This window comes from uncultured Thiocystis sp. (assembly GCF_903866365.1).
Lineage (GTDB): Bacteria > Pseudomonadota > Gammaproteobacteria > Chromatiales > Chromatiaceae > Chromatium.
Genome location: NZ_CAIPNF010000462.1, coordinates 1 through 18,392, shown reverse-complemented (window position 1 = coordinate 18,392; position 18,392 = coordinate 1). Strand labels below are relative to the sequence as shown.

18 protein-coding genes are annotated in these 18,392 nt (G+C 61.8%); 4 read left to right on the top strand and 14 right to left on the bottom strand.

The genetic code is table 11. The features are described from left to right. Window positions 1-71 precede the first annotated feature (71 nt). From QZY07_RS25285 to rpsB, 10 genes are all read right to left on the bottom strand, one after another. Entirely contained in the window at window positions 72-593 is a 522-nt protein-coding gene (locus tag QZY07_RS25285) for an OmpH family outer membrane protein (RefSeq protein WP_363184845.1), read from the bottom strand. A 15-nt stretch (window positions 594-608) separates the two neighbouring features. Next, on the bottom strand, window positions 609-2,939 hold the full coding sequence (gene bamA, locus QZY07_RS25280; protein WP_295408852.1) for an outer membrane protein assembly factor BamA: 2,331 nt from the start codon (window positions 2,937-2,939) through the stop codon (window positions 609-611). Between the two features lie 79 nt (window positions 2,940-3,018). After that, a complete protein-coding gene (gene rseP / locus QZY07_RS25275; protein ID WP_295408850.1) occupies window positions 3,019-4,383 on the bottom strand; it encodes an RIP metalloprotease RseP in 1,365 nt (454 codons plus the stop codon). Between the two features lie 5 nt (window positions 4,384-4,388). Beyond that, window positions 4,389-5,576, bottom strand: coding sequence for a 1-deoxy-D-xylulose-5-phosphate reductoisomerase (ispC, locus tag QZY07_RS25270; RefSeq protein WP_295408848.1), 1,188 nt, complete (start codon window positions 5,574-5,576; stop codon window positions 4,389-4,391). 13 nt (window positions 5,577-5,589) lie between these two features. After that, a complete protein-coding gene (locus QZY07_RS25265) occupies window positions 5,590-6,432 on the bottom strand; it encodes a phosphatidate cytidylyltransferase (RefSeq protein WP_295408847.1) in 843 nt (280 codons plus the stop codon). Then, window positions 6,419-7,207 (bottom strand): polyprenyl diphosphate synthase, encoded by a 789-nt coding sequence (uppS, locus tag QZY07_RS25260; RefSeq protein ID WP_295408888.1) that lies wholly within the window; start codon window positions 7,205-7,207, stop codon window positions 6,419-6,421. The genes QZY07_RS25265 and uppS overlap by 14 nt, the downstream gene beginning before the upstream one ends. A gap of 30 nt (window positions 7,208-7,237) precedes the next feature. Beyond that, window positions 7,238-7,795, bottom strand: a complete 558-nt coding sequence (gene frr, locus QZY07_RS25255; protein WP_295408845.1) for a ribosome recycling factor — start codon at window positions 7,793-7,795, stop codon at window positions 7,238-7,240. Window position 7,796: 1 nt separating this feature from the next. Further along, the gene (pyrH, locus tag QZY07_RS25250) at window positions 7,797-8,519 is read right to left on the bottom strand and encodes a UMP kinase (RefSeq protein ID WP_295408843.1); all 723 of its coding nucleotides are present in this window, start codon (window positions 8,517-8,519) and stop codon (window positions 7,797-7,799) included. A 58-nt stretch (window positions 8,520-8,577) separates the two neighbouring features. Then, entirely contained in the window at window positions 8,578-9,465 is an 888-nt protein-coding gene (gene tsf / locus QZY07_RS25245; protein ID WP_295408841.1) for a translation elongation factor Ts, read from the bottom strand. A 130-nt stretch (window positions 9,466-9,595) separates the two neighbouring features. Continuing rightward, the gene (gene rpsB, locus QZY07_RS25240; protein WP_295408886.1) at window positions 9,596-10,345 is read right to left on the bottom strand and encodes a 30S ribosomal protein S2; all 750 of its coding nucleotides are present in this window, start codon (window positions 10,343-10,345) and stop codon (window positions 9,596-9,598) included. A 309-nt stretch (window positions 10,346-10,654) separates the two neighbouring features. On the opposite strand from rpsB, the gene map reads away from it, so the two are divergent. The 4 genes from map to QZY07_RS25220 are packed head-to-tail and all read left to right on the top strand — an operon-like array spanning window position 10,655 to window position 15,162. Next, the gene (gene map, locus QZY07_RS25235; RefSeq protein ID WP_295408839.1) at window positions 10,655-11,437 is read left to right on the top strand and encodes a type I methionyl aminopeptidase; all 783 of its coding nucleotides are present in this window, start codon (window positions 10,655-10,657) and stop codon (window positions 11,435-11,437) included. After that, window positions 11,434-14,118, top strand: coding sequence for a [protein-PII] uridylyltransferase (gene glnD / locus QZY07_RS25230; RefSeq protein WP_295408837.1), 2,685 nt, complete (start codon window positions 11,434-11,436; stop codon window positions 14,116-14,118). The genes map and glnD overlap by 4 nt, the downstream gene beginning before the upstream one ends. Next, on the top strand, window positions 14,102-14,806 hold the full coding sequence (locus QZY07_RS25225; protein WP_295408835.1) for a hypothetical protein: 705 nt from the start codon (window positions 14,102-14,104) through the stop codon (window positions 14,804-14,806). The genes glnD and QZY07_RS25225 overlap by 17 nt, the downstream gene beginning before the upstream one ends. Before the next feature lie 41 nt (window positions 14,807-14,847). After that, window positions 14,848-15,162, top strand: a complete 315-nt coding sequence (locus tag QZY07_RS25220; RefSeq protein ID WP_295408833.1) for a DUF3301 domain-containing protein — start codon at window positions 14,848-14,850, stop codon at window positions 15,160-15,162. Window positions 15,163-15,252: 90 nt separating this feature from the next. Here the strand turns inward: QZY07_RS25220 and QZY07_RS25215 are convergent, their stop codons facing one another. From QZY07_RS25215 to QZY07_RS25200, 4 genes are all read right to left on the bottom strand, one after another. After that, the gene (locus tag QZY07_RS25215) at window positions 15,253-15,726 is read right to left on the bottom strand and encodes a ClpXP protease specificity-enhancing factor (RefSeq protein WP_295408831.1); all 474 of its coding nucleotides are present in this window, start codon (window positions 15,724-15,726) and stop codon (window positions 15,253-15,255) included. Then, window positions 15,723-16,361: a glutathione S-transferase N-terminal domain-containing protein gene (locus QZY07_RS25210; RefSeq protein ID WP_295408829.1), complete on the bottom strand. Its 639-nt coding sequence runs from the start codon at window positions 16,359-16,361 to the stop codon at window positions 15,723-15,725. The genes QZY07_RS25215 and QZY07_RS25210 overlap by 4 nt, the downstream gene beginning before the upstream one ends. A gap of 324 nt (window positions 16,362-16,685) precedes the next feature. Then, window positions 16,686-17,414: a cytochrome c1 gene (locus QZY07_RS25205; protein ID WP_295408827.1), complete on the bottom strand. Its 729-nt coding sequence runs from the start codon at window positions 17,412-17,414 to the stop codon at window positions 16,686-16,688. Next, window positions 17,411-18,392 (bottom strand): cytochrome b N-terminal domain-containing protein (locus QZY07_RS25200; RefSeq protein WP_295408825.1); only part of this gene is annotated, 982 nt, incomplete at its 5' end. The genes QZY07_RS25205 and QZY07_RS25200, both read right to left, overlap by 4 nt.

Sequence of the window (18,392 nt, the reverse complement as noted above, 5' to 3'; positions counted from 1 at the left end):
TCTGAATGAAACTGCCCATCCTTGATCGGCACTCGCGAACAGCGCGGCCGTTGCAGTCAAAGTAGCGCGGATCACTCGGGGCGCGGTTTAAATTCCTGTTTCAGGCGCTCAATGACAAGATCGGAAATATCGATGCGAGGATCGGAGTAGACAAGCCCCTCGCTGATAATCAAGTCGATCTTCTGTTCCTTGGCCAATTCGACGATCACTTCTTTCACTTGACGGCCAAGCCTGGCGCGCAGCTCATTCTGGCGTAATACAAAATCTTCCTGAAATTCATCGCGAGCATACTTCAGCTTACGCGTTCGGCTGCGAATATCGTTTTGCAGGCGCTGGATTTCGCTTTCGCTCATCAAGGCGCCATCGCGTTCGAGTTTGCTCTGCAGGGATGAGATCTGCTCCTGTTGATCGCGCAGGCTGCGCTCGCGGTCCTCGACCTCGCGTTGCAATGAATCGCGCGCGGCTTCGTACTGAGGGGACTGCTCGACGACCCGATTCGGATCCACGACGGCAATGCGATAATCGGAAGCGGCGCTCGCTTGATAGCAAAAACCCGTCAGCAGGAGCAGGGTAGTGACGACTCGAATGTTCACGCGCGACCCCATTTTTCAGAAGGTTTGCCCAAATCCAAACTGAAACACCTGAGTATCGTCCCCGTCCTCTTCATTGAGGGGATAGGCGAAACTGATCGAAAGCGCACCCACGGGGGACAGCCAGGTCGCGGAGAGACCTGTCGAATAGCGCAGATCGCCCAAGTCGAATCCGGTCGAGGTCAGGAGATCCGTTTCGTCCATCGTCCAGACTGTTCCGAAGTCGAGGAATACTCCAAGTCGCAACGTTTTTTCGAACTCCCCGCCAACGGGGGCAGGCGCAAACAACTCGACACTGCCAGCCAATTTCAGGTTGCCGCCGACTGGATCGTCTGTGCCGACTTCACGCGGTCCAAGTGAGTTGGCAACCCAACCGCGAACCGAGCGGGGTCCGCCAGCGTAAAAGTTTTCGAAAAATGGCAGGTAGTCGGTATCGCCATAGCCGTCGCCATAGGCAATATCGCCACTCAGCGAAAAGATAAAGCGCGATGTCAACGGGACATAACGCTGCTCCTGATAATTGATCTTGTAGTATTGAAGATCGCTGCCTGGAACCGAGACCTCGGCAAAGACGTTCCGCAATCCGCCGCGGGTCGGAAAGATCGCTGTATCGCGGGAATCATTCGTGTAATTTGCGGAGAGAAAGAAGTCGTTGAACGTATTTCCGTTCTGCTCGACGAACTCCTGTGCAATCTCTGAAAACCCCGCGGTGAAATCCGTATATTGAAAGCGGAAACCGAGCCCGGCGCGACTGGTATCCGAGATTGGCAGGCCGAAGTTCATTCCCGCCACGCCCACATTGGCCGAATAATCGGCACCGATCAACTCGTCGAAGTCCGTCTCTCGATAAGAAAGATTAAACCCACGACTGATCCCGTCGACGGTGTAGTAGGGATTGAGATAGCCGATTTGATAAAGACGGGTTGCCGCACTGGTATTCAAAGCCAACGACACACGCTTTCCGGTGCCGAGAAAATTGTTTTGCGTCACGCTGGCATTCAAGATAATGCCCTGCGATTGAGAAAAGCCAATACCGGCCGCCAGATTCCCGGCCGGCTTCTCCTTGACCGAGACATCGACATCGACTTGGTCCGCCGAGCCTGGGACCGCCGGCGTTTCGATCGACACGTCGTCGAAATAACCCAGACGCTGGAGTCGTTCCCGCGATTTACGCACCAGTTCGGCCGAGAACCAGGCGGTTTCCAGTTGGCGCATCTCGCGGCGCAACACCTCGTCACGGGTGCGCGTGTTGCCCTTCATGTTGACCCGGCGCACATAGACCCGCTTTCCGGAATCGACGAAAAAGGTCACGGCGACTTCATGGGCGTCTTCGTCGATCTCGGGAACCGTATTCACATTCGCGAAGGCATAGCCCTCGTCGCCGAGCAGACTGGAAATCCGTTCGGCGCTTTCGGTGGTCGCCTTGCGCGAGAAGAACTCGCCGCGCTTGAGCTGGATCAGCGGAAACAACTGAGCCGCGGGGACGGAGGGCTCGCCCGCGAGTTTAATATCGCTGATTTTGAAGGGCGCGCCTTCCTCGATGACGACCGTGATATAGATCTCTTTCCGGTCGGCACTGATCGACACCTGGGTCGATTTGATATCGAATTTGATATAGCCGCGATCCAGATAAAACGAGCGCAGGGTTTCCAGATCGCCGGCGAGTTTTTGCTTCGAGTACTGATCGTTCTTGGAGTAAAAGGAATTCCAGCCCGTGGGTCCGAGCTTGAACTGCTTGCTCAAATCCTTGGTGGTGAACGCCTGATTTCCAATCAGATTGATCTGCTTGATCCGGGCGGTCAGACCCTCGATCACCTCGATATTGACGGCAACCCGATTGCGCTCCAGGGGCGAGACAGTGGACTGGATGAGCACCCCGTATTTCCCGCGCGCGAAATACTGACGCTCCAACTCCTGTTCGATGCGATCGAGGACCGAGCGATTGAATACCCGACCCTCCTTGAGCCCGATATCGGCCAGGGCGTTACTGAGCGCCTCGGTTTCGATGTCCTTGTTGCCGGTAATCTTGATCTCGGCGATCGCCGGCCGTTCGCGGACCCAGAGCACCAGCACGCTGCCGTCGCGTTCGACGCGCACGTCATCGAAGAAGCCGGTCTTATAGAGCGCGCGAATAATCCCGCCGGTGACATCCTCGCCAACGGTATCGCCAACCTGGACCGGGAGATAGTTGAAGACGGTTCCCGGAGCGATCCGCTGGAGTCCCTCGACCCGAATATCGGACACCTGGAAGACCGCCGCAGCGGCAGGCTGGTTTAGCGAGACCAGTACGGCGGAAAGCAAAATCAGTTGCCTGGCGCCACCGCGAAAAATCTGAGCTATCGGAAGCAAGACGGGTTCCCCTCGATCAGGCCGAAATCTGCCGCGCAGTCGGCATCCAAGGGGGGGTAGTATAAGGGATCCACCGGGCTTAGCCCAATAGCCGGGAGATGTCCGCGTAGAAGGCGAGCGACATCAGCGCCGCCAGCAGGATGAAGCCGACCTTTTGTCCCTGAAGCTGGAGCTGTTCGGACACTGGACTGCCTTTAATCCACTCGATCAGAAAATACAACAGGTGGCCGCCATCGAGCACGGGGATCGGCAGCAGATTCAGCACGCCCAGGCTGATGCTCACCACAGCCAGAAATTTCACGAACGAATCGAGACCGGAACTCGCGGTTTGCCCCGCGACTTCCGCGATAGCGATCGGCCCGCTGAGATTGCGTATCGAGGACTCGCCAATCAGCATGCGGCCCATGACCCGCAGCATCATCACGCTCATGTCCAGGGTCTTGCCGACCGCCTGTCCCAATGCCTCGACCGGGCCGTAGCGAACCAGGACACGGTAGTCGTCCATCAAATCATCGGGCACCAGGACGCCCGCCCCAATCCGTCCGACCGCCTTGCCATCGATCTCCGTCGACTGAGGGGTGATCGAGATCTGCTGGATCGAGCCATCGCCGCGCTCGACCTCGACCAGAATGCCCTGGCCCGCGCGCTCGCGCACCAGGGCGACCCACTCCTGCCAGGAATCGATCGCAATACCGTCGGCGGCGACCAGACGATCGCCAACCTCAAGCCCGGCGCGCTGCGCCGGTTCTCCGGTCACGAGTTCTCCGATGATCGGGGGCAGGCGAGGGCGACGTGCCTCCAAACCGAGTCGGCCCAGTAGATCGGGCTCCTCGGCCAGACCGGCAATCGCCTGATCGGGGATCCAGCGATCGCGTGTCTGGCCGCTCGCGTCACGCACCCTGACGAGCAGATCCTGCCCCTCCATCGCCTCGACCGCGAGCGAGAAGACAACCGTCTCCCAACTGCGCGCGGGGCGGTCGCCGATCAGGAGCAGTTCGTCGCCGGGCTGGAAACCCGACGCGGCGGCGATCGACTGTGGCGCAACCACGCCGATGACGGGTTTCAGGCCAGTATCGCCGACGATAAAGATGGCCCAGTAGGCCAGGATGGCGAACAGCAGATTGAACAGCGGACCCGCGAGGACGATGGCCGACCGCTTCCACAACGGTTGGCGATTGAAGGCCCGATCCAACTGGTCCTCGGGAACCTCCTCCTCGGCTTCGTCAAGCATTTTGACGTAGCCGCCAAGCGGAATCGCCGCGAGCACATACTCGGTCTCGTCGCGCCGACTCTGCCAGCGCAGCAGCGGCCTGCCGAAACCGATCGAAAACCGCAACACTTTGACGCCGACTCGGCGGGCCACCCAAAAATGCCCGAATTCGTGGACCGCGATCAGAATCGCCAGCGCCACGATGAAAGAAGCGATCGTAAAGAGAATCTCCATCGCGCTTAAAAGCCCCGCTTGAGAACCAATTGTTCCGCGCACTCGCGCGCGCGACGGTCGACGTCCAACAGAAATTCGACCCCCTGACCCTCGACCGTCTCGTCGGGTAGCGCGTCCAGCGTATCGCCCACCACGGCCGCAATGCCCGGCAGATCGATGCGCCGGTCGAGAAAGGCGGCTACCGCAATCTCGTTGGCGGCATTCAGGACGGCCGGAGCAATCCCGCCATGGCGGGCCGCCTGAAAGGCCAGCGCGAGACAGGGGAAACGCAGCAGATCGGGTGCCTGAAAATCGAGACGGCCAACCGCGAACAGATCGAGCGGGGCGACGCCCGACGCGAGTCGCTCCGGCCAGGCCAGCGCATGCGCAATGGGCGTTCGCATATCCGGGTTTCCGAGTTGCGCCAGCACCGAGCCGTCCTGGTACTGGACGAGCGAATGAATCACGCTCTGCGGGTGCACCACGACCTGGAGATGGTCGGTATCGGTGCCGAACAGCCAGCAGGCCTCGATCACCTCCAGCCCCTTGTTCATCATGGTGGCGGAATCGACCGAAATCTTGCGGCCCATCACCCAGGTCGGATGGGCGCAGGCCTGCTCCGGGGTGACGGCGGCCAGACGCTCGACCGGCCAGTCCCGCAGCGGTCCGCCCGAGGCGGTGAGCAGAATACGCTCCACGCCCACCGCCGCGAGTCCGGTACTGAAATTGGACGGTAGGCACTGAAAGATGGCGTTATGTTCGCTGTCGATGGGCAGCAGTTCCGCGCCGCTCTCGGCCACGGCCTGCATCAGTAGGGCGCCGGCGACCACCAGCGATTCCTTGTTGGCCAGCAGCACCCGCTTGCCCGCGCGCGCCGCCGCCAGCGTCGGACGCAGGCCGGCCGCGCCAACGATCGCCGCCATCACGTAATCGGCGCTGGGCATCGCCGCGACCTGCTCAAGACCTTCCACGCCCACGAGAATCTCTGGCCGCTTCGGCAGGTCCGCCAACAGGCCCCGGAGTCGCGTGGCCGCGTCCGGATCCACCATCACCGCAACGTCAGGACAGTGCAGACGACACTGCTCGGCCATGCGCTCGGCATCCCGATGCGCGGTCAAGGCCACGGCCCGAAAACGATCCGCGTGTCGCGCCAGCACATCGAGCGTGCTCACGCCCACGGAGCCTGTCGAACCCAGTACGGTTACGCCTTTCACCATGCTACTCCGGTCAAGTGATGACCCAGGCCATGCCCAGGGCAAAGAAGGGGGCCGCCGCGGTCAGGCTGTCGATGCGGTCGAGCAGACCGCCATGACCGGGCAACAGATGACTGGAATCCTTCACCCCGCGACGGCGCTTCAGGAGACTCTCGTACAGATCCCCAACGACCGACAGCAAGGCCGACAGGCCGCAGACCGCCAGAATCAGGAGCGTCTCGGGAACGCCGAGCGATCGGATCCAGGAAAATGCCAGACCGCAGATCATGGCCCCCAGGATGGCCCCGTAGACGCCAACGCGCGTCTTGCCGGGACTCACCGCGGGCGCGAGCTTGGCCCGACCCCAGCGACGCCCGATAAAGAAGGCCATGGAATCGGCGGTCCAGATCAGGATCATCAGGAACAGCACCAGACCGGGTCCGAGTTCGGGCACGCGATGCAGGTCAACCAGGGCCGCCCAGGGTGCCACCAGGACCAGCAGACCGATCGGCAGCAGCCGCGGCTGCAATCCCGCGACCGGATCGATCCGACGCACGCGCGACAGTCGTATCGTCTGGACGATCCAGAACAGGAGACTGACGCCGAACAACCAGACCGACCAAGCGGGCCGCAGCCAGAACAGACCCATGCAGGCCGCCATGACGGCCAGGTAGGCGACCCGCGGCGAGGTCTGGCGAAGACCGGCCAGCGCGCACCATTCCCAGGCCGCGAGCAGGAGCGCCACGACGAAGAACAGGGCGAACGCGGGGGTTGGCAGCCACAGGATGGCGGCGATAACCAGCGGTCCCAGCAGGAACGCGGTCAAGGTGCGGCGCTGCAAGCTGCTGGCCGCCCGCAAGGCGCTAGGTTCGTCCATACGCGCCCGCCGTGGCCCAAGTTTCGACCTGTTCGCCGGTGTGACCGAAACGACGCTGTCGATGCGCGAAATCGTCCAGCGCAAGACCGAATGCCGCTTCATTGAAATCCGGCCAGAGGATATCGGTGAAATACAGCTCGGCATAGGCCGACTGCCAGAGCACGAAATTGCTCAGACGCTGCTCGCCGCCGGTGCGGATGAAAAGATCGGGCTCGGGGAGATCGGGAAAAGACAGCCGGCGCGCAAGCGCATTTTCATCGATCGCGTCCGGATCCAGGCGTCCGGCCCGCACCTCCTCGGCTAGTCGGCGCGCGGCCCGGGCGATATCCCAGCGCCCGCCATAGTTGGCGGCCACCTGCAGGTTGAGGGTGGTGTTGTTCGCGGTCTGCGTCTCGGCGTCGCGGATGCGACGCTGGAGTTTCTCGGAAAAGGCGCCCCGCTCGCCGATGATGCGCAGGCGTACATCGTTCTCGTTCAGGCGTTTGACTTCGCCGCGCAGGGCGGTCATGAACAGCTCCATGAGGATGTTGACCTCGGCGCGCGGGCGCTGCCAGTTCTCGCTGCTGAAGGCAAAGAGCGTCAGGGTTTCGATACCGCGGCGCACGCTTTCCTCGACCGCCGCGCGCACGCTCTTGACGCCCTCGCGATGTCCGGCGGTGCGCGGTTGGCCGCGCAGCCTGGCCCAGCGGCCATTGCCATCCATGATGATCGCAACATGCCGGGGGACGGAACGGTTCGGATCGACGGCAAGGACGGCGGGCGTTGCGGTATTCACGAGGGTCTGAATCGGATTGGCCAAGCGGTCTTAAATCGACATCAGATCTTGTTCTTTCTCCGCCAGCACCGTATCGACATCCTTGATGTACTGATCGGTCAGTTTCTGCACGATCTCCTGCCCACGCCGCTCGTCATCCTCGGAGATCATCTTTTCCTTGACCAGTTCCTTGAGCTCATGGTTGGCATCGCGACGGATATTGCGCACCGCCACGCGCGCCTGTTCCGCCTCGTTGCGGGCGACCTTGATCAGGTCCCGCCGCCGCTCCTCGGTCAGGGCCGGCATGGGAACGCGGATGACGGTCCCGGCGGTATTGGGATTGAGGCCCAGATCCGACTGCATGATGGCCTTTTCGATGGCCTGCACCATGTTCTTTTCCCAGGGCACCACGGCGAGGGTGCGCGCATCCTCGGCGTTGACGTTGGCGACCTGACGGATCGGCATCTCCGAGCCGTAATAGGAGACCATGATGTGGTCGAGCAGCGACGGATGGGCGCGCCCGGTGCGAATCTTGGCGAGCTCATGGGAGAGCGAATCGACACTCTTGGCCATGCGGTCCGCCGCGTCTTTCTTGATATCGTCGATCATGTTAGTTCCCGCTGACGACCAGCGACCCGACCTCTTCGCCGCGGATCAATCGCTGCAAGGCGCCTGGTTCGTTGATATTGATGACACGCAAGGGCATTCCATGGTCCCGGCACAAGACGATGGCCGTGGTATCCATCACCGTCAAGCCCTCGTGGAGTACCTGATCGTAGCTGATCCGGCGGTAGAAGGTCGCGGCTGGATCCTGGACGGGGTCGGCCGAATAGATGCCGTCGACCTTCGTGGCCTTGATCAGCAGATCCGCCCCGATCTCGATCGCCCGCAAGCTGGCCGCCGAGTCCGTGGTGAAAAAGGGGTTGCCGGTTCCCGCGGCGAAGAGGGTGACGCGCCCCCGGTCGAGGTGGCGCATGGCGCGCCGTCGATCATAATCCTCGCAGACCTGAGCGATCCTCAGGGCCGACATCACGCGCGTCTCGACCGCAAGGCGCTCCAAGGCATCGTGCATCGCCAGGGCGTTCATGACGGTGGCCAGCATGCCCATGTGATCGCCGGTCACCCGATCCATGCCCCTTGCGGCGAGCCCCGCGCCGCGAAAGAGATTGCCGCCGCCGATGACCAATGCAACCTGCAACCCCGTCGCGACCAACTCGCGCACCTCACGCGCATAGCGTTCGAGGATATCCGGATCGATCCCCTCCGTGCCCGAACCCATCAGCGCCTCGCCGCTGAGCTTGAGCAGGATGCGTCGATAGACTGGACTCGACATGAGAGATTGACCTCGTCGCCACTCGATCGTGATAAGGGAGGCTGGAGACCGCGATGGCTCAGCTACCGCGAACCTGAGCCATCACCTCTTCGGCGAAGTTCTCGGTCTTTTTCTCGATCCCTTCGCCCACCTCGACCCGCGAGAAGGCCAGCACTCGCGCGCCAGCCTTCTTCAACAGCTTCTCGACGGATTGTTCCGGATCCTTGACGAACGGCTGTCCGAGCAGAGTGACTTCCTCAAGATACTTGCGCATGCGCCCTTCGATCATCTTGTCGACGATCGCCTCGGGCTTGCCGCTGTCGAGCGACTGCGCCTTGAAGATTTCCTTTTCTTTTGCAAGGGTCTCTGCCGGCACTTGCTCGGCGCTGAGGCACAGCGGGTTGCTCGCCGCGATGTGCATCGCGATGTCGCGACCGAGCGACTCGTCGCCCCCCTCCAAGGCCACGACCACGCCGATCCGCACGCCATGACGGTAGCTGTAGAGCGCACCCTCGACGCCATCGAAGCGGAGCAGACGACGCACCTGAATATTCTCGCCGATCTTGGCGATCAGCGCCTCGCGCGCCGCGTCGACGGTGATCGACGGATCGCCGACCAGCGGCTGCACGGCCAGTTCGGCGGCATCCTTGACCGGGCTGGCCAGCGCCGTGGCGGCGACGGCCTCGGCGAAGGACAGGAAACCCGCGTCCTTGGCCACGAAATCGGTTTCGCAGTTGATCTCGACCATGACGCCGTGCTTGCGATTCTCGGCGATCTGGATCATGACCACGCCCTCGGCCGCGGTGCGACCGGATTTTTTCGCGGCCCGTGCCTGGCCGGACTTGCGCATCGCTTCGATGGCGGCCTCGATGTCGCCATTCGCTTCGACGAGCGCGGTCTTGCACTCCATCATGCCAACGCCGGTGCGTTCGCGCAGTTCCTTGACCAATGCGGCTGAAATCGCCATGTCTAAACCACCTCTGCCCCGCGACGGGCATGCTGAAATTATTCTGAGACGGATCCCCGCGTGCGAGCGCAGGCAGCGGATCCGCCAGGGGCGGCGCGCGGAAGCCGTGGCTCCGGCGCACCGCGAGGGATTACGGCGCCTCGGCGGCCGACGTCGCTTCCCGGCCAAAAGCAGGGTTGAGGTACGTCTCGTCGCGACCGACCATCGCCGCCGCCGTGCCGCGACCGTCGAGGATGGCATCCGCGGCACCGGCGATATACAGCTGCACGGCCCGGATCGCATCGTCGTTGCCGGGGATCACGTAGTCGACGTTGCTGGGGTCGTTGTTGGTATCGACCACGCCGATGACCGGGATACCGAGCTTGTTGGCCTCGGTCACGGCGATCTTCTCGTGACCCACGTCGATGACGAACATCGCATCGGGCAGGCCGTCCATGTTCTTGATTCCGCCCAGGCTCTGCTCAAGCTTGACGCGTTCGCGCGACAAACCCAGGGCTTCCTTCTTGTTGAAGCGCTCGATGGTGCCGCTCTCGAACATGACCTCCAGATCCTTGAGCCGCTTCACGGACTGGCGGATGGTCTTGAAGTTAGTCAGCATGCCGCCGAGCCAGCGATGATTGACGAACGGCATGCCGCAGCGCGCGGCCTCGTCGCGAATTGCATCGCGCGCGGCGCGCTTGGTGCCGACGAACAGAATCTTGCCGCCATTGGCGGCGAGCGTCCCCATGAAATTGACGGCATCCTGATACAGGGGGAGCGTCTTTTCCAGGTTGACGATATGGATTTTATTGCGGTGCCCGAAAATGAAGGCACTCATCTTGGGATTCCAGTAGCGGGTCTGGTGGCCGAAATGGACACCGGCCTCCAGCATCTGGCGCATGGTCACGTTGCTCACAGTCTTGCTTCCTCTGAAGTGGGTTGGACCTCCACGCGTCCCACGCGACAACCCGGAGCGAATTCCCAGGCACCCAGCCGCATGTGTCGACACGTGTGTGGACAATAAAAATAAAGCGAAAAACTCAGGTTTTTCGCTTGGCGCCACCGCCACGAACCCCATCTTGTTCTTAAGTCGGGTTGTGGATTGCGGCAGCGCGCCGCGTTTTATACCATAGCTCGCTCGATACGGGCAATTGTCCTGGCTTTCCGACGAGAGACCTACAACTTCAGAGTGGACGCCTCTAATAGTACGATGAGTGTGCAGATCAAGACGCCCGAGGCGATCGACAAGATGCGCGTCGCGGGCCGGCTGGCGGCCGATGTACTCGACATGATCGAGCCTCATGTCCAGCCCGGCATCACGACCGATGCACTGGATCTTCTCTGCCACCGCTATATCACCGAGGTCCAGGGCGCGATTCCCGCCCCCCTGAACTACCGCGGTTTCCCCAAATCGATCTGTACCTCGGTCAACCATCAGGTCTGTCATGGCATTCCGGGAGGCAAGCGCCTGAAAAAGGGCGACGTGGTCAATATCGACATCACGGTGATCAAGGACGGCTATCACGGCGACACCAGCAAGATGTTTTTCGTGGGCGAACCCGCGGTGCTGGCCCGCCGTCTGGTCACCGTCACCCAGCAGGCCATGCGGATCGGCATCTCCGTCGTTCGCCCCGGCGCCACGCTCGGCGACATCGGTCACGCGATTCAGCAGTTCGTCGAATCCCATGGCTATTCGGTGGTGCGCGAATATTGCGGTCATGGCATTGGCCGCGAATTCCATGAAGAACCCCAGGTTCTGCACTACGGCAAATCCGGCGAGGGGCTCCGGCTGCGGCCCGGAATGTGTTTCACGGTGGAACCCATGGTCAACGCCGGCAAGCGCTTTATCAAGGTTCTGCCGGATGGCTGGACCGTGATCACCAAGGACCGCACCCTGTCGGCGCAATGGGAGCATACGGTGCTCGTGACCCCGGATGGGCATGAGATCCTGACCCTGCGCGCGGAGGAGCGCGAAGATTCGTCCCGCTCATGAGCCACGCGCCGCACCCGAGCGACAGCGCCAGCCGCCCGAACCCGCTCGCCGGCGAACGCGGGGCCTGCGCCCCTCCGTTTATCAACCCGATCGCGGCTTATAAGGAACGGCTCAAGGCCGACCGACAAGCGATCTATGCCAAGTTCGATCAGGGCGCGCCGATCGCCGAACTGGTGCTGGAGCGCAGCCGACTGATCGACGCGGTTCTGCGCGAGGCTTGGACCCGCTTTTTGGGCGACACCGAAGAGGCCGCCTTGATCGCCGTGGGCGGTTACGGTCGACAGGAGCTGCAACCCGCTTCGGATGTCGACATCATGGTCCTGATCGAACCGGGGGCGGATCTCCACCTGACCGATCCGCTCGAAGGGCTGGTGACCTTCCTCTGGGATATCGGACTGGAGGTCGGGCACAGCGTACGCACCGTCGACGACTGTGTGCGCGAGGCCACGGGCGACGTGACCGTGATGACCAATCTGCTGGAGGCGCGCTGGCTCTGCGGCAACGTAACGCTCTATCCGCGAATGCGCGAGGCGACCGCGCCGGATCGTCTCTGGAACAGCGAACGCTTCTTCGCCGCCAAAACCCTGGAGCAGCGCGCCCGCTGGCATAAATACGGCGGCACCGCCTACAACCTGGAACCGAATATCAAGGAGAACCCTGGCGGACTGCGCGATATCCAGATGATCGGTTGGGTTGCCAAGCGACATTTCGCCGCAGAAACGCTGCACGACCTGGTGGATCATGGTTTTCTCACCGAATCCGAGCATCAGGCGCTCATCGATGGGCAGATTCTTTTGTGGCGGATCCGCTTTGCCCTGCATCAATTGACCGGACGACGCGAGGATCGGCTGCTGTTCGATTATCAGCGCACGCTGGCCCGACAGTTTGGCTTTAGCGACGGCGACAACAACCTCGCCGTCGAACAATTCATGCAGCAGTATTACCGCGCGGTGCAGGAACTTAACCGGCTCAACGAGATGCTGCTCCAGTTGTTTCGCGAGGCGATCCTGCTGCACGACGACATCGGCCCGCCGGTCCCGATCAACAAGCGCTTCCAGTCGCGCAGTGGTTACCTGGAAGTCACCTCGCCCAGCGTCTTCCGGCTCTATCCGTTCGCGCTCCTGGAAGTCTTCCACCTGCTCCAGATCCGTCCCGAACTGCAAGGGGTGCGCGCCAGCACCATCCGCCTGATCCGCGAGAACCGTCACCGCATCGACGACGACTTTCGCGCCGACCTGCGCGCCCGCAGCCTCTTCATGGAAATCCTGCGCGAATCGTCCGGCATCACGCACGCCATTCGCCGCATGAATCGTTACGGCGTCCTCGCGGCCTATCTTCCCGCCTTCGCCAACATCGTCGGGCGCATGCAATACGATCTGCTGCATGTCTACACGGTCGACGAGCACACCATGATGCTGCTGCGCAACCTGCGGCGCTTCACGACACCCAAACACGACGACGAGTTTCCGCTGTGCAGCGCCGTCGGGCGCCGTATCCCCAAGCTCGAACTGCTCTATCTCGCCGGTCTTTTTCACGATATCGCCAAGGGCCGGGGTGGCGATCATTCCACCCTGGGCGCCCGCGACGCCAGGGAGTTCTGCCGGCTGCATGGACTGAGCGAATTCGACACCCGGCTGGTTGCCTGGATGGTCGAGCAGCACCTCGTGATGTCCATGACCGCTCAGCGCAAGGACATCAACGATCCGGAAGTCATTCAAGCGTTCGCCGAACTCATCGGCGACCCGACCCGGCTCGACTATCTCTATCTGCTCACCGTTGCCGATGCCCGCGCCACCAATCCGGAACGCTGGAATAGCTGGATGGACGCCCTGCTGCGCGAGCTCTATCACGGCACCCGCCGCGCGCTCCTGCGCGGACTGGATAACCCCCAGGCCCAGGACGAGCTCATCGCGCAAAAGCAGGCCGAGGCGATGCGGCTGGTCGCGCGTTACGGCGGCGATCCCAGTGCCTGCAATCGACTCTGGATCAAGTTCAGCCTGGATTTCTTTCTGCACCATTCCCCGGACGAAATCGCCTGGCAAACCCGGCAGATCCTGGCCGCCGACCCCTCGCAGTTACCCCTGGTGGTCATCCGCCCGGTGACGGTTCGCGGCGTGACCGAAATTTTTATCTACACGCGCGACCGCGCCAATCTCTTCGCGCGCACCACCGCGCTGCTGGATCAGATGGGTCTGAGCGTCATGGATGCGCGCGTCATGACCACCGACGACCGGATGGCGATCAACAGCTATCAGATTCTGGACCAGGACGGAACGCCCGTGGACGACCCCTCGCGCATGGAAGAAATCCGCTCGACTCTGGCCTCCGATATCGTCGAGCAGAGCGGCACCAGCATCAAGGTGGCGCGTTCCATTCCGCGTCGTCACCGTCATTTCCCGATCGAAACCCGGGTCAGCTTTGCCGCCGACGAGCCCAATCATCGGACCATCATGCGTCTGAACACGCTCGACCGGCCCGGACTCCTAGCCGAGGTCGGCGCGGTTTTTCAGAGTTGCGGCATTCGGCTTCAGAATGCCAAGATCGCCACCGTCGGCGCCGAGGTGGACGATGTCTTTTTCATCACCAGCGGCGACGATACCCCCATCACCTGCGAAACAGCCCTGGCCTGTCTGCGCCGCGAGATCCATGACCGACTCGAAAGCCATGCATCAAACCATTGACGAACATGGCATGCCGCCACCTCGCAGCGACGACAGCGTTAGCGCGTTCGCCGCGATGCCGCGTTTTGCGTTGCGCGATGCCGGGCCAGGTCTGCGATCCCGCGCGCATCCTCCTGGCGACGATGCGGGGCGCCCGCGGCGAGGCGTACGGCGGGTCGGCCGTTCCACGGGTGCCTCTCGCCTGACTCGACGATGGTTGGCCGGAGCGGGCTGGATCTGTCTGCTGCCCGGCATCCTGGCGGGCGCTTCCGTGACGAGCGCGGAGCCTGTCTCACTGCAACTGGCTCAGACTTCGGCCAGCATGCACCAGCAACCCGCCCATCCAGACGTCAGCTCCCTCTGGCTTGAGGAGGTACGTGCTCAGCGACAGGCATGGGAAGCGCGTCGGCATGAAACGCGCGAGGCCTATGAGGCGCGGCGCCGTCTTCATAACCCTCGGGGCGCGGCCCAGCAGGATGCCTGGAAAGAGGATGCTCGACGCCAGCGGTCCGAGCGATTGGAGCGTATCGAACGAGACAGGGAACGATTTCGCGAGCTTGGACCCTATCTTTTTCCCTTGCCATGGCCGGGGAATCTCCCTCTTCCCTTCTCTTCGAACGAGCCGGATAGCGCTGGACTCGCAGACCCCAGGGAGCCGATGTTCGCTCCGCAAGGCTGGGACAATCTCTGGTATTTCCGTGGTTACTGAGCGTTTTACGCCTCGGGCGCCCGCGTGATTTCGTCTTTCGAATGAGTAACCTTCTTGCGATCTTTTTGCTGCTGTTTATTGGCTGGTTCTGGCTCGACAGCCTACGCGCTCGCGAGATTGCGGTCGGTATCTGTCAGGCGGCCTGCGCACAGCGCGATCTTCAGTTTCTCGACCAGGCCGTCGCGATCCACCGGCTCGGCCTGGCCTGGCGTGCGGAGGGACTGCGGCTACGCCGGGTCTACCGCTTCGATTTCAGCGAGGAGGGAGTCGGGCGGCGTAACGGCTATCTGGTGCTGCGGGGTCTGCATCTGGAGGAACTCAGTTTCGGCCTGCCAAACCAAGCCGGAGACGCTTGATGCGGATAAAAATTTGCCCGTTCTGACAGGCATTGCTCGTGACTCGGCGGTCTTGCCTGAACCGGACAGCGGCGAGCCGACGAGACTGGTTTATTTGACCACTTTGAGGGTTGGACCGCCTTTCCCCTTTCCTTTGCCCTTGGTCTGACCCGACGCGGATGGACGCCCGTCGGCGACAGACTTCAGCGACGGGCCAGGCGCCTGCGCGGCGCTGTCGGGCAGGGCGTCAGGGTAGATTGGATCCGGAAAGACCATTCCCTGGCCATTCTCGCGCGTAAAGATTCCGACGACCGCCTCGGCGGGCACCGAGACCTCCCGCGCCACGCCGCCAAAACGGGCGTTGAACGCAATCCAGTCGTTCCCGATGACCAGCCCCTGGACCGCGCCGGGCGAGATATTGAGGACGATTCGTCCCTCGTCGACGAACTCCAGAGGCACGCGCGTGGCCGGATAATTGGCGTCCACGACGAGGTGCGGCGTCATTCCATTATCCAGGATCCACTCGTGGATCGCCCGGATCAGGTAGGGCTTGCTCGTGGTCATGGTGGCGGTTTTGTCGTTCATCTCTTGAGATCCGCGATCATCTCCTTTTCCGCCTCGGTCAGACTCTGGCGGAAGGCGTCCCAGGCAAAGATCCGCTTTTTGTAGACATTAATGGCGTCCGCCTGCGGCGGCAACTCGATGTCAAGCACCGGCAGACGCCAGAGCAGGGGCGCAACGCAGCAGTCCACCAGCGAAAACTCGTCGCTCATGAAAAAGGGATGGGCGGCAAAGATCGGCGCGGACACGATCAGGCTCTCGCGCAATTCCTTGCGGGCCTGGACGACCTCGTCGCCACTGCCCTTGAGGATCCGCCCCATCAGCGAATACCAGTCATGATCGACGCGATACATGAACAAACGCGCGCGGGCGCGCGAGACCGGGTCGACCGGCAGCAGCGGGGGATGAGGGAAACGCTCATCGAGATATTCCATGATGATCCGCGACTCGTAGAGCCGCAGATCCCGGTCGACAAAGGTGGGCACCTTGCCATAGGGATTGAAGTCCATGACTTCGTCGGGCAGGTCGTGCGCATCGACATCGACCACGTCCACGGCAATCCCTTTTTCGGCCAGCACCATTCTGACCTGGTGACAATAAGGGCAAACGGGATCGGAAAATAACGTCATCACAGCTCGTCTGCTTGCAGCCACGGCCATACTTCCCTTCTCCAGCACTGAGGCTGAGCCCGGTGGGGCTCGAATAAGACAGATCGCCAACCATTCCGGGTCGGCTGACTTGAGGTGCCGGCGGCCAAGGGCGCATTGGGGTTTGCCCGGTCGCTGGCGCGAATCCGTAAGCCGGAGGCAGCAAGATCGGCCTTCAGGCATACATTGAATAAGCGACTAAGTATAACCCTTGGAAACCTCGCCGCATGGCGTTTTTCCGTAACTGGATTTGGGCGGTGCCAAAGGCGGAGGGCGATAGGGATAGAACGCTGAAACCGGCGGCCCCCAGGGCGGGGGCGCCGGGTCAATCGACGTCTAGTGAACGTCTTTCCAGAATTCCTTCTTCATCAGATAGGCGGGGATAAAGAGGAAGCCGAGGAACAGCAGCACATACAAACCGAGACGCTGGCGTTCCAGTTGGATGGGTTCGCCGGCATAGGTCAGGAAGGCCGTGATGTCCCGTACCATGGCGTCGTATTCCTTGGGTGACAGCGAACCTTGCTCGACCAGCTTGACGCCTTCGATCACCGGCACGCCGGCACCATGCGCTGGAGCAAACACTGGCTCTTGGGCGCCCTGAAAATCACCCAGCGCATGCGGCATCGCGACCAACGGGAAGAGGACATTGTTGACGCCGTAGGGACGGGTATCGTCCAGATAGAAGCTCTTCAGGTAGGTGTAGACCCAATCCGGCGAGCGCCAACGGGTCACGAGCGTCAGGTCTGGAACGGCGATACCGAACCATTTCAGCGCGTCTTCCGGTCGCATGGCGTTTTCCATCAGATCGCCCGGCTTGGCATCGCCGAAAAGCAGGTTCTCGCGTAGCGCGATCTCATTGATGCCGAGATCCTTGGCCAGTCGGTTGAAGCGCATATATTGCAGCGAGTGACAACCCATGCAGTAATTCACGAAGTACTTGGCTCCGCGCTGCAATGAAGCCTGATCGCGCAGGTCGATGTCGGCCTTTTCCAGAGGCGGCCCCCCGGCGGCCATCAGCATGGCCGGCGATAGCAGCAACAGAGTGGCGATGATCAGCTTTCTCATGAGGTCACCCTCTCCGGTACGGGCTTGGTCTTATCTAGTGAGCTGTAAATCGGCATCAGCAAGAAAAAGGCAAAATACAGCGAGGTGAAAATCTGCGCGAGCAGCGTGGAGAGATCCGATGCCGGTTGCATGCCCAGCCAGGCCAGAACGATGAACGACACGGCGAAGATGCCGGTGGCTACCTTGAAGATCGGCCCCTTGTACCGCATCGACTTCACCGGACTGCGGTCAAGCCAGGGCAACGCGAAGAAGATCAGGATCGCGCCGAACATCACCACCACGCCGGGGAACTGCGAACCCCACATCGGTGGAACCGCCCGCAACATCGCGTAATAGGGTGTGAAGTACCAGACCGGAGCAATGTGCAGCGGGGTCAGCATCGGGTTGGCTGGCTGGAAGTTCGGCGCTTCGAGGAAGAGTCCACCGAAGGTCGGGGCAAAGAAGATCACGAGGCTGCAAAGCGCCAGGAAGACCACCACACCCATGGTGTCCTTGACCGTGTAGTAGGGATGGAAGGGGATGCCATCGGCCGGGGCTTTGTCGCTCCAACGGTTACCCTTGGGACCGTCCTTGATCTCGATCCCGTCCGGGTTGTTCGAGCCGACATGATGCAGCGCGACGATGTGCAGGAAGACCAGCGCGGCAATCACGAACGGCAGCAGGAAGTGGAAGGCAAAGAAGCGGTTCAGCGTGGCGTCCGAGATGACATAGTCGCCGCGCACCCAGACCGAGAGATCCTCGCCCACCACCGGCACCGCGGCGAACAGGTTCACGATGACCTGCGCGCCCCAGTAGGACATCTGGCCCCAGGGCAGCAGATAACCGAAGAAAGCGGTTGCCATCATCGCCAGATAGATCACGACGCCGATGATCCACAACAACTCGCGGGGCTTGCGATACGACCCCCAGAGCAGCGCGCGGAACATGTGCAGATAGATCACGATGAAGAAGGCCGAGGCGCCCGTGGAGTGCATGTAG

Coding starts and splice junctions, on each gene's coding strand:
- QZY07_RS25225 (WP_295408835.1), top strand. CDS start 14,102: ATGCATCAAACCATTGACGAACATGGCATGCCGCCACCTCGCAGCGAC.
- pyrH (WP_295408843.1), bottom strand. CDS start 8,519: ATGTCGAGTCCAGTCTATCGACGCATCCTGCTCAAGCTCAGCGGCGAG.
- frr (WP_295408845.1), bottom strand. CDS start 7,795: ATGATCGACGATATCAAGAAAGACGCGGCGGACCGCATGGCCAAGAGT.
- QZY07_RS25210 (WP_295408829.1), bottom strand. CDS start 16,361: ATGGCCGTGGCTGCAAGCAGACGAGCTGTGATGACGTTATTTTCCGAT.
- glnD (WP_295408837.1), top strand. CDS start 11,434: ATGAGCCACGCGCCGCACCCGAGCGACAGCGCCAGCCGCCCGAACCCG.
- map (WP_295408839.1), top strand. CDS start 10,655: ATGAGTGTGCAGATCAAGACGCCCGAGGCGATCGACAAGATGCGCGTC.
- rpsB (WP_295408886.1), bottom strand. CDS start 10,345: ATGCGCCAGATGCTGGAGGCCGGTGTCCATTTCGGCCACCAGACCCGC.
- tsf (WP_295408841.1), bottom strand. CDS start 9,465: ATGGCGATTTCAGCCGCATTGGTCAAGGAACTGCGCGAACGCACCGGC.
- QZY07_RS25205 (WP_295408827.1), bottom strand. CDS start 17,414: ATGAGAAAGCTGATCATCGCCACTCTGTTGCTGCTATCGCCGGCCATG.
- rseP (WP_295408850.1), bottom strand. CDS start 4,383: ATGGAGATTCTCTTTACGATCGCTTCTTTCATCGTGGCGCTGGCGATT.
- QZY07_RS25220 (WP_295408833.1), top strand. CDS start 14,848: ATGAGTAACCTTCTTGCGATCTTTTTGCTGCTGTTTATTGGCTGGTTC.
- QZY07_RS25215 (WP_295408831.1), bottom strand. CDS start 15,726: ATGAACGACAAAACCGCCACCATGACCACGAGCAAGCCCTACCTGATC.
- QZY07_RS25265 (WP_295408847.1), bottom strand. CDS start 6,432: ATGGACGAACCTAGCGCCTTGCGGGCGGCCAGCAGCTTGCAGCGCCGC.